Source organism: Spirosoma flavum (genome assembly GCF_042686045.1).
Taxonomy (GTDB): domain Bacteria; phylum Bacteroidota; class Bacteroidia; order Cytophagales; family Spirosomataceae; genus Spirosoma; species Spirosoma flavum.
Genome location: NZ_JBHUOM010000006.1, coordinates 1 through 15,375, shown reverse-complemented (window position 1 = coordinate 15,375; position 15,375 = coordinate 1). Strand labels below are relative to the sequence as shown.

At 48.5% G+C, this 15,375-nt stretch carries 12 protein-coding genes and 1 pseudogene; 11 read left to right on the top strand and 2 right to left on the bottom strand.

The features are described 5' to 3' along the window. Positions 1 to 4 precede the first annotated feature (4 nt). Positions 5 to 586, top strand: a complete 582-nt coding sequence (locus ACFS25_RS13120; protein ID WP_381501287.1) for a hypothetical protein — start codon at positions 5 to 7, stop codon at positions 584 to 586. Positions 587 to 883: 297 nt separating this feature from the next. On the opposite strand, the pseudogene ACFS25_RS13110 reads toward ACFS25_RS13120, so the two are convergent. Beyond that, positions 884 to 1,883, bottom strand: a pseudogene (locus tag ACFS25_RS13110) (IS701 family transposase). 149 nt (positions 1,884 to 2,032) lie between these two features. Here ACFS25_RS13110 and ACFS25_RS13105 point away from each other — a divergent pair. Next, positions 2,033 to 2,260: a Tn3 family transposase gene (locus tag ACFS25_RS13105; RefSeq protein WP_381501278.1), complete on the top strand. Its 228-nt coding sequence runs from the start codon at positions 2,033 to 2,035 to the stop codon at positions 2,258 to 2,260. Then, entirely contained in the window at positions 2,181 to 2,708 is a 528-nt protein-coding gene (locus tag ACFS25_RS13100) for a Tn3 family transposase (protein WP_381501275.1), read from the top strand. The genes ACFS25_RS13105 and ACFS25_RS13100 overlap by 80 nt, the downstream gene beginning before the upstream one ends. A 100-nt stretch (positions 2,709 to 2,808) precedes the next feature. Here ACFS25_RS13100 and ACFS25_RS13095 read toward each other — a convergent pair whose 3' ends face one another. After that, on the bottom strand, positions 2,809 to 3,825 hold the full coding sequence (locus ACFS25_RS13095; protein ID WP_381501272.1) for a LacI family DNA-binding transcriptional regulator: 1,017 nt from the start codon (positions 3,823 to 3,825) through the stop codon (positions 2,809 to 2,811). Between the two features lie 308 nt (positions 3,826 to 4,133). Here ACFS25_RS13095 and ACFS25_RS13090 point away from each other — a divergent pair, with 308 nt between their 5' ends. From ACFS25_RS13090 to ACFS25_RS13055, 8 genes are all read left to right on the top strand, one after another. After that, positions 4,134 to 6,614, top strand: coding sequence for a glycoside hydrolase family 2 TIM barrel-domain containing protein (locus ACFS25_RS13090; RefSeq protein ID WP_381501269.1), 2,481 nt, complete (start codon positions 4,134 to 4,136; stop codon positions 6,612 to 6,614). Positions 6,615 to 6,750: 136 nt separating this feature from the next. Then, positions 6,751 to 7,659 carry a TIM barrel protein gene (locus ACFS25_RS13085; RefSeq protein ID WP_381501267.1) on the top strand — a complete coding sequence of 303 codons (909 nt, stop codon included), beginning with the start codon at positions 6,751 to 6,753 and terminating at the stop codon, positions 7,657 to 7,659. Between the two features lie 55 nt (positions 7,660 to 7,714). After that, positions 7,715 to 8,602 carry a beta-propeller domain-containing protein gene (locus ACFS25_RS13080; protein ID WP_381501263.1) on the top strand — a complete coding sequence of 296 codons (888 nt, stop codon included), beginning with the start codon at positions 7,715 to 7,717 and terminating at the stop codon, positions 8,600 to 8,602. Next, the gene (locus tag ACFS25_RS13075; protein ID WP_381501261.1) at positions 8,568 to 8,729 is read left to right on the top strand and encodes a hypothetical protein; all 162 of its coding nucleotides are present in this window, start codon (positions 8,568 to 8,570) and stop codon (positions 8,727 to 8,729) included. The genes ACFS25_RS13080 and ACFS25_RS13075 overlap by 35 nt, the downstream gene beginning before the upstream one ends. A 58-nt stretch (positions 8,730 to 8,787) precedes the next feature. Beyond that, entirely contained in the window at positions 8,788 to 11,226 is a 2,439-nt protein-coding gene (locus ACFS25_RS13070) for a sugar-binding domain-containing protein (RefSeq protein ID WP_381501259.1), read from the top strand. 322 nt (positions 11,227 to 11,548) lie between these two features. After that, positions 11,549 to 13,537 (top strand): glycoside hydrolase family 97 protein, encoded by a 1,989-nt coding sequence (locus ACFS25_RS13065; protein WP_381501257.1) that lies wholly within the window; start codon positions 11,549 to 11,551, stop codon positions 13,535 to 13,537. Positions 13,538 to 13,601: 64 nt separating this feature from the next. Then, positions 13,602 to 14,252, top strand: coding sequence for a hypothetical protein (locus tag ACFS25_RS13060; protein WP_381501255.1), 651 nt, complete (start codon positions 13,602 to 13,604; stop codon positions 14,250 to 14,252). A 126-nt stretch (positions 14,253 to 14,378) separates the two neighbouring features. After that, a partial coding sequence (locus ACFS25_RS13055) for a PQQ-dependent sugar dehydrogenase (protein WP_381501253.1) occupies positions 14,379 to 15,375 on the top strand: 997 nt, incomplete at its 3' end.

Below are 15,375 nucleotides of genomic sequence, written 5' to 3'. Positions count from 1 at the left end.
CAATTTGACCAACGACACCCTGCAGGGCATTGGGCGATGGTCGGATACCCAGCTCAGTACCTTACTGCGTACAGGGATTGATACCAATGGCCACAAAGCGCACTTTATTATGCCCCGCTACCCACTGCTAGCCGATGCTGATTTGCGGGCAATTGTCACGTTTCTTCGCTCAAACGAGTATGCGGTTCAGGCCACGCCTTACGTCGGTCCGGCTCATAAGCCGTCGATTCTGTCCAACTTTATCGCTACCTTATTTATAAAACGACTACCCGAACCAATGTTCCCCATTCCAATGCCCGATACAACAAAGCCAGTGCTATATGGCCGTTATTTAGTCTACAGCCGCTATCAATGTTTTGCCTGTCACTCGGCCAATGTCGAAAAAGTGAATTTGCTCGAACCTGAGCGGACAAAAGGCTATTTAGAGGGTAGCAGTAAGTTTGCCGATGCCGATGGGAACCCCGTGTATTCGGCCAACTTAACTGCCGACTCAGCAACCGGATTAGGACGCTACACAGAAGCCGAATTTCGTGAGGTGATGCTGCTGGGTAAAAACGCAACGGGCAGATTGTTCGCTCACCTATGAGGCCTTACCCGCTGCTGAACGGCGGCGAGTTGACAGCGATTTCCCACTACTTACAATCGGTTTCGGCTGTGAATCCGTCGAAGCGTTAATGACAGAACTAAAGCCTGTTTATAATGTCTTTTCCTAAAATCAACTGGACGTTTAAATGAACGATTTCTATGTTGGCTAATATTTATGCGATTCATTTATTGATAGTATATTACAAGTTCATTTAATAGAGTTTCCTAACCTTTTATTGGACGAAAGAGCTAAGTGAAGCAGGATAGGGAGCCTACTTAATAATATTAGGACTTTCGCTTAAAGGGAAATTGCTTGAATTCTGGGGCTAGCCAACTCATTGATCAGATAGTCTCTAAAAAGCGAAGTTCGAAGCCCATAAATGGTTTGTCCAGTTTGTTTGGCTTTCACTTTCAGCGCAACCCAAGCTTGATAGCAACAAGCCAAGTGATTTCGCTGGGAACGGGCTTTTCGACACTGGCATTTCTCGGCGCCCGTCAGTTGCTTGAAACCTCGATGGAAATCTTCGATCTGCCACCGATTGTCATTGGCTAGGTCAGCCACAAATAGGTTTACAGATACGTCTAAGCCATTGGACCCAGTCAATGTCGCCGTTTTGGGCAACTATCTTGAACAGTTTGACCATAAAAGGTACTTCCTTCAACTTGACGAGTAAGCCACTAACCAGCGTCTTCTCATCAAAAATCAACGTGGCCAAATGCTGATAGCCTGTGTCTCGGTCGACACTCACTAAACGGTTGCTCTTCAGTGTGGTGAAGAAAGTCCAACCGTTTCGGTGAATGAGTTTAAGATTGGTAATCGAGGCATACCAACTATCAAAAAGTGTTCGTCTGGCTTTGAGCTGTTTGTGGGTAACGAGCCGCATAAACATTTCTTCAAAATGGTCATTCTTGGTTTTCCCATCGGTGTCAGGATGGTAGATGCGGTAGTCAATGGGCCAGAAATCACCATCATTACCCGTCGAATGAACAAAGTTGACTAAGCCAATCCCCTTGACGGTACCATGCTCATTACCAGAGTATTGCTTTTTGACTAAATCAATAAAGAACGAATAGCGTTTGTCCTGTACACTGTCATCCACGATGATCGAAGCGGTCTGTGAATCCTCGATATGGACCTTGACAATGGCCCATAGATCAGCGGGCTTAAAGCGTTCTGCTCGCAAGAAATCACTGACCACGTCGTGACTCAGGTCGGGTTTATGATCAGCCATGTTAGTACAGGTGTAATTAAACGGAGTACTCAATAAATACTCGATGTACTCATTTTTAGCAATCATTCTACTAATTTACCATTTTAAAAAGGCTGAGCGAAAGTCCTAAATATATAAGGTAAAACAAACACTTCAAAATAGATGTAAGAATCCTTCAAAGAGATTTTGAACTACATTATGTAGCTTACTTCAATAATCCCTTCATAGCGGTTTTAATGATTGTAAAACGTAATGAGTCGCATACGGTGTCGACTTATCGAGAGCTGGGTTACACAATTACGCCGGTCAAACGGGTGGATTACGAGCATTTATTGAGTCAGTGGGATGATCTGTTGCGGCTGGCCGTATCCATTAAGCTGGGCTATGTTAAGACATCGACTATTCTCAAACGGCTTAACCGCACAGGCGGCCCTGTCATACGCCCGCCAGCATCCGTTGTATAAAGCCCTGAAAGACTTGGGACGACTTTACAAGACGGAGTACATCCTGCGCTATATTGATCAGCCCGAGATACGGGAATCGGTCGAAGGCATGCTGACTAAAGTAGAACATTCCAACAAGTTCAGCAGTGCCGTCACGTTGGGTAATAATCAGGCGTTCGGCTGGCAGACCCAGCAGGAAGGACAAATTGCTGATGGCTGTAAACGGCTCATTATGAACGCTATTAACTTCTATAACCTGTTATACTTAACCGAGAAGATATGTGGGTGTGCCACAGAGCCCGAACGGGAAGATTTGCTGAAAACTACCCTACAATCCTCGACGCACACTTGGCATCATATCAATCTGGCCGGTGAATACGACTTCTCAGAATTGGTCTTGCCAGATGTGGTATTTGACTTGGAAGCCTTGATGCAGTTTACCCTGCCTGGCAACATACGTCGCCGATAGCATGGGTTTGGGAATACCATGAGGATTTATGTACGATTCTGCAAGGAGACCCAGTTATGCAAGAACAATTCCGTAAACGTTTACGGAATTCAACTAAAACTTAGTGTTTCGGTAAAGCAGACTCCCGGATGATGGGAATCGGGTCTAAAATAATCTTCATCGTATCCGTACGACCTGTTTCCATCATCGTATGGAGCAGCGTAAACGATTCTTCACCCATTGGTACGGTCTGTTGGTCAATGGTCGTCAAAGCGGGGGAGGTATGGGCACTGAACAATTCGTTGCTGAAGCCAAAGAGCCCAAACTGACCGGGTACGGTAATGGATTGTTCTTTTAATTCCTTAAGTACACCTAAAGCCGTAAAGTCTTCGACGGTAAAAATCGCATCGGGAGCCGATTCAAGGCTCAGTAAATGGCGAGTCCCGGCTTTGCCCGCTTCAATGGAGATGTTTCCCTGGTAAACCAGAGCTGGATCGAAGGGAATTTGATTTGCCTGAAGCGCAGAGACATAGCCTTTTAGCCGCTCATTGAACGCTTTGATATATTGAGGGCCAGAGATATGGCCAATCCGCCGATACCCTTGTTTAATCAGGTGTTCAGTCGCAAAGTAAGCCCCCTGGTAATCATCGATTACCACGCAGGGGATACCCAGATCATCATTGACCCGGTCAAAAAAGACAATGGGAATGTTCCTCTTTTTAGCATCCAAAAAATGAGTATAGTCACTCGTTTCCTTGGATAACGACGCGATTATACCATCGACCCGGGCACCAATGAAGGTCTTAATACCCTGAACTTCATAGTCATAGGATTCATTGGATTGATAGATCAGGACGGCATACCCATTTTTACTGGCCAAGTTTGAAATCCCGTGAATAACCGAGCCAAAGAAGGGGTGCTCCGCCGTGGGAATCATAACCCCGATCACATGCGTCTTGCCTGAGCGTAGGGAGGAAGCAATTTGATTTTGGGTATAGTCCAGCCGCTTGGCCGCTTCCTGAACCGTTTTTTTTGTTTTAGCACTGATTTCAGGATGATTACTTAACGCGCGCGACACCGTAGCGGCTGTTATATTCAGCTCTTTGGCAATGTCGTTAATGGTCGTTCTACGCTTCAATGGCTTTGGCCGGTTTCGTTAAGGGAAGTAAACCCAACCCCTGATTTACTGACTTCTATTCGAAAACACCCGATTCCTGGGGATAAGGCCTATTTTGACTATAAATACACTTCATAAAGACATCGCCTAATAGGGATAGATTTTTTTCAGAACAAGTAGTTTCCAATTATAATTAGCTTTCGTAAACGATTACGGAAATTGGAAAAATCGATTCCCTTCATCTGTGGTCAACGGATTAATCCTATCGTTTATCCACTCAAATCGGTGTGAACCAGACAGACGTACCCCAATAAATGCCATCGGCACTTATGAAAAAACAGTCAATCTTCCTCTCGATACTTTTGCTGATAGGTATAGCTGTTCGAGGTTTGTCAGCTGCTCCAGAACCGCGGCAACGGCTGCTGATGGATTACGGCTGGAAATTTATGCAGGCTGACATAAACGATGCGGATACGCCAGCGTTTGATGACCGGAAATGGCGAACCCTAAATCTACCCCACGATTGGAGCATCGAAGGGGAATTTAAAGAGGATGCCCCCACAAAAGGGAATGGCGGTTATCTGCCCACGGGTATCGGCTGGTACCGGAAGCATTTTAGCCTCTCGTCCATTCCGAAAGCACAAACTATATGGATTGAGTTCGATGGCGTATATATGAACAGCGATGTCTGGATTAACGGACACCATCTGGGTAAACATCCTTATGGCTACACCAGCTTTCACTATGCGCTCACCCCGTTCCTCAAAAAAGGCGACAACATCATAGCCGTTCGGGTAGACAATTCCGTCCAGCCCAACAGCCGATGGTATTCAGGTTCTGGTATTTACCGGCACGTGTGGCTGAACCTGGCCGGTCCGGTGCACGTGGCCCAATGGGGGACCTATATTACTACGCCCTCGGTAGAGGCTACGTCGGCAACGGTGGGGGTTCGCACCTCACTGGAAAATAATTTACCAACGACAAAAAATGTTGTCCTGCGTTCGGTGATTACCGATGCGATGGGAAAACAAATTGCCACGCTCGACACGCCGGTTTCCCTATCGGCGGCTGGTAAAACGGATGTAGAACAAACCCTGCTGGTAGCGTCTCCAGCCCTTTGGTCGATCGAAACCCCATCGCTCTATACGCTGCACACCGTTATCTTGGAAGGCACCAAACTACGGGATAGCACCAACTCCCCCTTTGGCATTCGGAAACTTGAGTACGATCGGGTTAAAGGCTTTTTCTTGAACGGTAAGCATGTGAAAATGAATGGCGTATGCCTGCACCACGATGGGGGTGCCCTGGGGGCTGCCGTTCCTGAACAGGCATGGGTAAGGCGACTGCGGTTATTGAAAGAGATGGGGTGTAATGCCATACGCACCGCTCACAACCCACCGGCCCCGGAATTTCTCGACCTGTGCGACAAAATGGGCTTCTTAGTCATGGATGAAGCCTTTGATGAGTGGGAAGTTATGAAAGGGCAAGTGGATAGAAGCTACCATTTGCAGTTTGCCGAGTGGTCGCAACGAGATCTGCTTTCCATGATTCACCGGGATCGTAATCACCCATCCATTGTCATCTGGAGTGCTGGCAATGAAGTGCCGGATCAAACGGTGGACAGGGGCCAGGAAGTGCTTAAACAATTGATCGAAACCCTACACCGGGAAGATCCCACCCGGCCGGTTACCGTCGCGAATGATAAAATAGCGGCAGGGGATGGCCCGGCAAAGTTGCCTTTTCTGGACCTGGAAGATATCGTCGGATACAATTACGTGGATCGGTGGAATAACCGCCGTGAATTGTATTACAGTGCTGATCGGTATGAACACCCGAACTGGAAAGTAATAGGCACGGAACATACGGCTGTTCGGGGGACGCGTGGAATATATAATCTTTCCGGCAGTAGACCGGGCGCTCCTGACTACCGAACGGGTATGATAGCCGCCGAGCAATTATGGAAATTCACGGCTATAAACGACTACGTTATCGGCGATTTCATGTGGGCGGGTATCGACTTCCTGGGCGAGGCACAATGGCCGAATAAGAACTCGGGGGCGGGTGTTATCGACCTGAGTGGGTTTCCCAAAGACGGGTACTACTTTTATCAAAGTCAATGGACCCAAAAGCCGATGGTTCACGGATTCCCGCATTGGAACTGGGCGGGTAACGAAGGCAAGGTTATACCCATCATTGCCTACACAAATTGTGAGAGCGTTGAGCTTTTTTTGAACGATAAATCCTTCGGCAAAAAATCGACGGTCTTCCCCCAACAGGGACACACAAAAATCTGGAACAAATACGACCGGCCGTTTATAAGCGCTACTACATCCGATTTACACCTGTCGTGGGATGTTCCCTATGAGCCGGGCACGTTGACATTCGTCGGTACGAAAGACGGCCAGGTTATCACCGAAGAAATCCGAACCACATCGAAGCCTACTGCCATCCGCTTATCGGTTGACCGAAACGATATTAACGCGGATGCCTGGGATATCGCCAACGTGAACGTGGAGGTTGTCGATGCCAATGGACTTCCTGTTCCGGATGCGGATAACCTGATTGAGTTTACCGTGGAGGGGGAGGGAATCCTACTGGCAACCGATAATGGCAACCCGCAGGATAGAACAACCATGAAGAGTAAACAGCGCAAGGCGTTCGGTGGACTGGCACTGGCCATTATTCAGTCGATAGACAAACCCGGCGCTATTCGAATCAGGGCTGTTTCTCAACAGCTTAACCCGGCTGATTTGCAAATTTCCTCGCATAAACCGGCCAATGCTCCAGCCAGAGCAGAACAGTTGCGGTGAACCATCCACTGCGTACGTATCGACTTCACTTACTCTATATGCGTACACTAAATACATCATAGGTTTGAGCGAAACGGGTGAGATTCTGCTCCACCTATTTTCTTTGTAGTATACAAACATTACCACTTCGCTTATAATGGATCCAATCGAAAACCATCCGTCAAGAAGAGACTTCTTAAAGATTGCCACAGGTGCTCTGGCCGGAGTAACCCTGACCAATACGCTGGTCCAGGCCGCACTGTTTGACTCGAATAGCGCTGGATATTCCTTGCCGTTGGGCGTTTGTACCTCCTATGACAAAGCTCCTTTGTTGAAAAGCCTGGGGTATTCCTTTGTCGAGGAAAGTGTGGGACGGTTTCTGATTCCGGACGCAGGCGATGAACAGTATGAGAAAAATCGGCTCGCGCTCCAGACAGAAAAATTTCCGATTCTGTCTTACATCTATTTTTTTCCAGGCAGCTTAAAGTCGGTGGGGCCGGATATCCATCATGAGGCTATTTTAAAGCGGGCCGATCTGGCCCTCCGGCGAGCGAAGGAATGCGGCTCAAAAAAAATCGTGTTTGGGAGTGGCGGTTCGCGGGCTATACCCGATGGCTTCGACCGGGCCAAAGCAAAAACCCAGCACATTGAGTTGTGCCAGAAGATGGCTCCTTTAGCCGAAAAGTACGGCGTTACTCTGGCCGTTGAACCCCTCAATCGGAGCGAGACGAACTTTATCAATAGCCTGGCCGAAGGGGTAGAGATTATTCAGGCGGTCAATAACCCCTGGTTGAGGCTACAGTGTGATATCTACCATATGCTCAAAGACAACGAGAGCCCGGAGGAGATTGTCACGTATGGCCAATACATCACCCACTGTCATATTGCGGAAAAACAAAAACGGACAGCACCCGGTGTCATGGGGGATGATTTCAGACCCTATTTCCGGGCCTTGAAGAAAATAAAGTACACGGGAGGCTTGTCGCTGGAATGCAACTGGACCGATTTTGACAGCGAAATAGCGCGTGGTATTGAGGTGGTTAAGCAACAATTGGCTGCCGTTTGAGGCCGTCGAAACAAAGTAGTATTCCTCATAAACATACTTCACGTACAGGCATCTCATGAACACGAAATCAGTTAACCGGCTCTTCTTTATACTAGGCCTATTTTTAGTGGTCCGGTCAGTAGTCGCTCAAGACAGTAATGTTATTGATAAGGCCGGGAAACCCCTTCAGGGGAATGGGCTAAAAAATCGTTCCTTATTGTACGTGGGCGAATGGGATACACGCAACCCTGATTCCCAGAAAATGTCGCCTATTCGGAAGGGAAAAGTAGTTTGGCAGCATACGATACCCCTACACCCTTCGCCCGTTGTCAATCAGGAATTTGATGATATTACCCTGCTGCCGAACGGCAATATTGTGTATGCTCAAATGTCTGGTGCGGGAATTATTACCCCTGACAAAAAGCTAATCTGGAAATTCGATTGTCCTCCCGGCTCAGAGACCCATTCCTGCCAGCCGATTGGCAAGGATAGTGTATTGATGGTTCTGAATGCCAACCCGGCTAAAGTGCTGATTATTAATACAGCCACCAGTAAAACGCTGAAAGAAATTCGAATCCCCACAAGCACCACCAGTACGCATGGTCAGTTTCGCCATGTACGGATGACCAAAACAGGAACCATCCTGGTGCCGCTACTTTCAGAAGGCCGCGTGGTAGAGTATACGCTGGACGGGAAAGAAGTATGGTCGGTCGAGGCAAAATCCCCCTGGTCGGCTATCCGGCTGGATAATGGCAATACCCTAATCTCGGGCGATTGGTCGGGCTATACTCGTGAGGTCGATCCTTCGGGCAAAACGGTATGGGACTTGACCCAGGCTGATGTACCCTTTAAACTGTATAATACCCAAACTGCCAATCGACTGGCTAATGGCAACACGATTATTTGTAATTGGGTGGGTGGAAAAAAAAATGGAGGAATGGGCCGGTACTATTCAGGCGTTTGAAGTAACTCCCGCTAAGAAAGTGGTCTGGGCCCTTTCGGCCTGGGACAATCCAGACCTTGGTCCCTGCACGGCCATCCAGCTCGTGGACAAAACGGGTCAGCCTGATAAAAATGATGTTCATCGATAAACGTGTCTTTTTCTGAAATCAACAGACCTTTACAGCCATTTCCTATCTCCTATCTAGTATGCAGAAAGCTACCTATGCCTCTATACTGCTGATATTACTGGCTCTTAGTACGAACTCTATAACTTTTGCCCAGCCAGTCCGTCAAACGAATTCATTCAATGATGGGTGGACGTTTCACAAAGGTGATGTGCCCAATGGCGACAAATCAACCGTCAATGAGGCCGACTGGAAACCCGTAGATCTGCCCCACGACTGGAGTATTGAAGGCCCATTTGATAAGCAGTGGGCCAGCGCAACGGGGTATCTTCCCGGCGGTATTGGCTGGTACAGGAAGACATTTGAGTTGCCCTCCAGTATGCGGTCAAAGACTATCTTTCTGTATTTTGATGGCGTCTACAAGAATAGTGAGGTCTGGATAAACGGGCATTATCTAGGCAAACGACCGAATGGGTTTACGCCCTTTCAATACGAGATTACGCCTTACCTGGCCAAAACAGGCAAAAATAGCCTGGCAGTCAAAGTAGACCATACCCAATTTGCGGATTCCAGGTGGTATACCGGTTCGGGCATTTACCGCAATGTATATCTGGTAGCCACCGATCCGGTCCATATTGATCTGTGGGGTGTTCGCTTCGTTACGCCAGAGGTAACACCTCAACGGGCCACGGCGACGGTTACTGTATCCGTGGACAATCAGTCCGTGACCCCGAAACCTATCCTGGTAAAAGCGCAGTTGATCAATTCGAAAGGTAAACCGGTCGCCAATGCCCAGCAACCCGTATCGATTCCGGCTGGCGGCAAAGCCGATGCCACTCTGTCATTTACCGTAACGAATCCATTGCTTTGGTCAATCGAGCATCCCGATTTATATAAGCTGATGGTCACGGTAAATGCTAATGGGAAGCCACTCGATAATCAGACCGAAACGGTTGGCTTTCGCTCCTTTCGATTTGATAAGGACAAAGGCTTTTTCCTCAACGGGAAAAACATGAAGTTGAAAGGGGTTTGCATTCATGATGATGCGGGCGCGTTAGGCGTTGCCGTACCGGAGGAAGTTTGGGTTCGCCGGTTAAAAATACTGAAAGAAGTTGGTTGCAATTCCCTTCGGATGAGCCATAACCCCCATGCCGACTACCTCTATCACCTGGCCGATAAAATGGGTTTTCTGGTCATGGACGAAGCCTTTGACGAATGGGAAGAAGGCAAAAACAAATGGATAAAAGGCTGGAACGTCGGCAAGCCGGGCAACGACGGCTCTTTCTCGGATTTTAAGGAGTGGGCCAATCGGGACGTAGCGGATATGGTCTTACGCAACCGCAACCGCCCGTCGATCATTTTTTGGAGCATCGGCAATGAGATCGACTATCCCAATGATCCCTATACCCACGAAGTGCTCAATACGGGCCGGAATCCACAGATCTATGGGAAAGGCTACACAGCTGGTCATCCGGCAGCCAGTCGGTTAAGCGAGTTGGCGAAGCAATTAGTAGCCGTCGTGAAGCAATACGATACTACCCGACCCGTAACAGCCGCCCTGGCCGGGGTGGTCATGTCAAACGAGGTTGGCTTTCCGGAGGCACTGGATGTTGTTGGCTATAACTACCAGGAATACCGCTACCCCGAGGATCATAAAAAGTACCCGAACCGGGTAATGTATGGCAGTGAAAACGGGATGGCTTACAGTGCCTGGGCTGCAGTAGCCGATAACGACTATATCTCGGGTCAGTATTTATGGACCGGCATCGATTACTTAGGCGAAGCCCGTAGCTGGCCATCGAAAGGCAATCAGGCGGGTTTAATTGACCTGGCGGGTTTTCACAAACCGGAATTTTACTTCCGGAAAAGCCTTTGGACGGACGCCCTGATGATTTATATCGGTACGGCTCCAATACCTACTACATCTCCGTCTGCCAATCAGGTCAACAACCGACGAAACCTGGCAGAATCCTGGACGTATAAAGTAGGCGATAGCATACGGGTAAGCTGTTTTACCAATTGTGATGAAGCTGAATTACTACTGAATGGCAAGTCATTAGGTAAAAAGCAACTGACAGATGCTCCCGAACGGATAATGACCTGGACGGTTGTCTATCAGCCTGGCGATTTGTCGGTAAAAGGCTATAAGAACGGAAAGGAATCCGCGCAGTACACGTTAAAAACAGCCGGTGAAGCGTATTCAATTGGGGCAAAGGCGGATCGTATTTCGTTTGATAAAACCAAAAAACAGCTAAGCCATATCGAGATAAACGTACTGGATAAGAACGGGGTCCCGGTCTATACGGCGGACAGTGAAATCTCGGTAAAGGTGGAAGGCCCGGCAAAGCTGATCGGTCTGGAGAGCGGCAGCACCACCAGCCACGAAGATTACAAGGCAGATAAACGGAAAGTGTTTAAGGGTCGGTTACTGGCATATATACAGTCCCAACAAAAGGCAGGCACTATAACAGTTACGCTAACGGCATCGGGTCTACAATCGAAAGTGATCCGATTTCAATAAGCAAGGTATATATCAATTGAGTGTAGAAAAGCGAATGCAAGACCTTACCCGTCCTATTGATGAGTGATTCCTTCCCTTTTCTATCCGTGCTACCCACCCATCCCCGACAATTTGCTGAGATTGTTAAGGTATTTGATTAGTATCCTCGACGGAATGCAATCGGACTAACACCCCTGTTTCAAAAAACCGAACTATTGGGTCTGCAGAGTCAGAAAGTCTTAACGGTGACCAACGGCGGTCAGGATACCTTCAGCGGAGTGCTTTACGTTGATTTCCGATAATAGCCCGGATTATTCCTAAACTCTACTTTTTCTGTTGTACGATGAATGCAAAATACGGTTCCATTCTCATGCTGCTCCTGGCAAGTTCAACGTTATTGAATGCTCAGAAAAGCAAAAGTTACGATCTGAAATCGCCCGATGGCAACATCAGTCTGCACCTTGAAGCGGCCGATAAACTGCAATGGTCGGTCATGCACAAGGGGCAGTCTATCATTATTCCCTCCGCGATTTCTCTGCAACTCGAAAGCGGGGAAGTACTGGGCGATAAGGCCCGGATCGTCTCCGCGCCCATGCAAAAAGCCAATGCCACCATTCAGGCCATCAATTATAAGAAAACATCCATTCCCGACCAGTATAATCAGCTTACGTTGAACTGCAAGGGCGATTATGGCGTCATTTTTCGAGTGTATAATGATGCTGTAGCCTACCGGTTTTTTACCAGGAGGAAGGGGGAACTGGTCATCAAGGCCGAAGAGGCTATGATCAATTTTACCGATGACCATAAAGCCTTCATTCCCATTCAATGGGACTACCGGGGAGGCCAGAATTTTAACTCCTCGTTTGAAGCGCTGTATCACGAAATCAAGCTGTCGCAGTTTCCCAAAGATTCGCTGGCCTTTTTACCGCTACTGGTCGATGTAGGCCAGAACAAAAAAGTGGTACTGCTGGAAGCTGACCTGGAAGATTACCCCGGTATGTATGTGGATTTGAATCAAACCGGGAAAGGCTTCAAAGGGGTGTACGCACCTTACCCCCTGGAAGCCCAATTAGGTGGCTCCGGCGGCATGAATCTAATTCCCTCTAAACGGGCCGATTACATTGCCAAAACGACCGGCACCCGCAGCTTCCCCTGGCGTGCCCTTGCCATTAGTGAGCAGGATAAAGACTTGCTCAACAACGATATCGTGCAGAAATTGGCCGCACCCTCCCGGATTGCGGATGTGTCCTGGATTGAAGCTGGGCAGGCCGCCTGGGATTGGTGGAGTAGCCGGACCATTTCGCACGTCGATTTTAAAGCGGGCAACAACACCCAAACCTATAAATACTACATTGACTTTGCCGCGGCCAACCACGTAAAATACATCGTGATCGACGCCGGTTGGTCGGATCGGATGGATCTTCTGAAGATTAATCCCGCCCTGAATCTTCAGGAAATTGTGGACTATGGCAAGCTGAAAAACGTGGGGGTTGTGATCTGGGCTTACTGGTATGCCGTTAGTCAGGGTATGGATAAAGCGTTCCCGGTCTACGCCAAAATGGGTGTCAAAGGCTTTAAAATTGATTTCATCGACCGGGATGACCAGGTCGTGGTCAAATCACTCTACGACATCGCCAAGCTGGCGGCTGACAACAAACTGCTGGTCGATTACCACGGTGCTTTCAAACCTACCGGATTGCAGCGAACGTATCCTAACGTGATTGGCTATGAAGGCGTGAAGGGCCTGGAAAATTTCAAGTGGGCAAATGAGGATCAGCCCCGTTACACGGTGAGTATTCCCTTTATCCGCATGATGGCGGGGCCGATGGATTACACCTCGGGCGCGTTTCGGAATGTGAATCAAGCCAATTTTCGACCCATTAATAATTTGCCCATGGCCAAGGGGACGCGTTGTAATCAACTGGCTCAGTTTGTGGTGTTTGAAGCCCCTTTCCAGATGCTGTCTGATAACCCGACAACCTACATCAAGGAGCAGGAATGCACAGACTTTATGACTAAAATCCCCGCTACGTTCGATGAAACGGTGGCGCTGGATGGCAAAGTAGCTGAATACGTAGCATTAGCCCGTCGGAAGGGGGATACCTGGTTTGTAGGCGCTATGACCAACTGGACCCCTCGTGAGTTGACCCTTGACTTTTCCTTCCTGCCAAGCGGAAATTACGAAGCGGAGGTCTTTAAAGATGGGCTGAATGCCGACCGGGATGGCACCGATTATAAAAAGGAAGTGCTGACCATTTCGTCAGGTGCCAAAGTGCCCGTTCAACTATCCGGGGGTGGTGGCTGGGTAGCCCGGATCAAAAAAGTAAATTAATCACTCATCAATAGGATGGGTAGACTACTCATTACGTTTTTTCCTGACTAAACTAGTCTGAATCATGCGGACAACAAGCTTTTTTCTCCTTACAGCAGCGGTTTGTCTTTCCATTAGCTTCATCGCTATCAAACCGATTGGCGTCTTCCAGAACAGTCTGGACATTGGCAAGCCTAAACTCGCTGGCTCATCAACGTATAACGAAGTGAGGAAGGAATATAAACTGAGCGGTTCTGGATATAACATCTGGTTTGCCCGGGATGAATTTCAGTTTCTGTTCAAAAAAATAAGCGGTGATTTTACTGTAACGGCCGATTTTGAGTTTGTGGGATCCGGTACGGACCCGCATCGGAAAGTGGGCTGGATGGTTCGTGAATCACTGACCGATGATGCCGCTCATATCAGTGCCGTGGCGCATGGTGATGGCTTGACCGTACTCCAGTGGCGGGTCAAAAAAGGCATGGCGATGCGCGATCCGGAAGACGAAATTTTTAGTTCAGAAAAGAACGTTCAAACGATCCAGGTAGAGCGCAAGGGCGATGAGTATACCATGCGGGTGGCTAAAAAAGGGGAAGCCTTACAGACCGTTGGTTCGCACAAGATGCCTACCTTATCGGCACCACTATATGTAGGCTTGTATATCTGTTCGCATAATCCGGAAAAAGTGGAAGAAGCCATCGTCAGGAACGTTCAACTCGTTCAGGCTAAACCCTGACCTAATTTAGTACGGCTGTTGCTACAGCGAGCACCGGTTTACTATAGTTAGTTGGATAAACCCATTCATTCTCCAGGAATAATTACCTAGTTTGTCGTTAATCGTCACAAATTATCACAACCGGCCATGAAAGTCCTACCAATCAGTCTTATTCTTTTCAGTTTCGTAGTGACCGCCATCCCTTCCACCGCTCAGCTGCCCAGAAAGCCCGAAAGCAATCGGTTTACCAAGGTCGTGCTGGCCCAGCGGCTGGAAGAACCTATGCAGTTTCAAGTTCTCAAGGATGGGCGGGTGCTGTATGCGGAACGGAAAGGGAAAATTAAAGTCTTCGATCCCAAATCAGCCGAGCTCGAAACGATTGGCACCTTTGCCGTCAGTACCAAATATGTCAATAAAGCCGGCGAAGTGACCGAAGGCGAAGATGGCATGCAGGGCGTGATTCTGGATCCGGATTTCGAAACGAATCACTGGATCTACCTCTACTATTCACTAGCTGGACAGGAAGCCAAAAATGTACTGGTCCGCTATGAATGGCAGGGAAAGCAATTACTGGAAAGTTCCCGAAAAGTGCTGCTCGAAGTAGCGGTCCAACGGGAAGAATGCTGCCATGTGGGCGGGGGTATGGTCTTTGATGCGGCTGAAAACCTTTACCTGACGACGGGCGATAATACCTTCTCCCGGGCTTCCGATGGGTTTAGCCCGTTGGATGTCCGGCCGGGGCAGTCCGCCCGCGACTCGCAGAAGTCCTCCCCCAATACGAATGATTTACGCGGAAAGATTCTACGGATTCACCCAGAAGAGGATGGCACGTATTCGATTCCCTCCGGCAACCTTTTCCCGGCTGGAACGCCCAAGACCAGACCCGAGATCTATACCATGGGCAACCGTAATCCCTGGCGGCCCACCATCGACTCCAAAACGGGATGGATTTATTGGGGTGAGGTCGGGCCGGATGGTTCCCGGGATGATTTGGAAAAACGAGGCCCGCAGTCGTACGATGAGTTTAATCGGGCCAAAGAGCCGGGTAACTATGGGTGGCCCTACTTTGTGGCCAACAACAAAGCCTATCGACACTATGATTTTGAGACGAAAGTATCCGGCGATTTTTTTGATGCGGCTCACC

Excerpts from the sequence above, each read along its gene's own strand:
- ACFS25_RS13075 (WP_381501261.1), top strand. The coding sequence starts at position 8,568 with ATGGAGGAATGGGCCGGTACTATTCAGGCGTTTGAAGTAACTCCCGCT.
- ACFS25_RS13105 (WP_381501278.1), top strand. The coding sequence starts at position 2,033 with ATGATTGTAAAACGTAATGAGTCGCATACGGTGTCGACTTATCGAGAG.
- ACFS25_RS13065 (WP_381501257.1), top strand. The coding sequence starts at position 11,549 with ATGAATGCAAAATACGGTTCCATTCTCATGCTGCTCCTGGCAAGTTCA.
- ACFS25_RS13070 (WP_381501259.1), top strand. The coding sequence starts at position 8,788 with ATGCAGAAAGCTACCTATGCCTCTATACTGCTGATATTACTGGCTCTT.
- ACFS25_RS13080 (WP_381501263.1), top strand. The coding sequence starts at position 7,715 with ATGAACACGAAATCAGTTAACCGGCTCTTCTTTATACTAGGCCTATTT.
- ACFS25_RS13100 (WP_381501275.1), top strand. The coding sequence starts at position 2,181 with ATGTTAAGACATCGACTATTCTCAAACGGCTTAACCGCACAGGCGGCC.
- ACFS25_RS13085 (WP_381501267.1), top strand. The coding sequence starts at position 6,751 with ATGGATCCAATCGAAAACCATCCGTCAAGAAGAGACTTCTTAAAGATT.
- ACFS25_RS13090 (WP_381501269.1), top strand. The coding sequence starts at position 4,134 with ATGAAAAAACAGTCAATCTTCCTCTCGATACTTTTGCTGATAGGTATA.
- ACFS25_RS13060 (WP_381501255.1), top strand. The coding sequence starts at position 13,602 with ATGCGGACAACAAGCTTTTTTCTCCTTACAGCAGCGGTTTGTCTTTCC.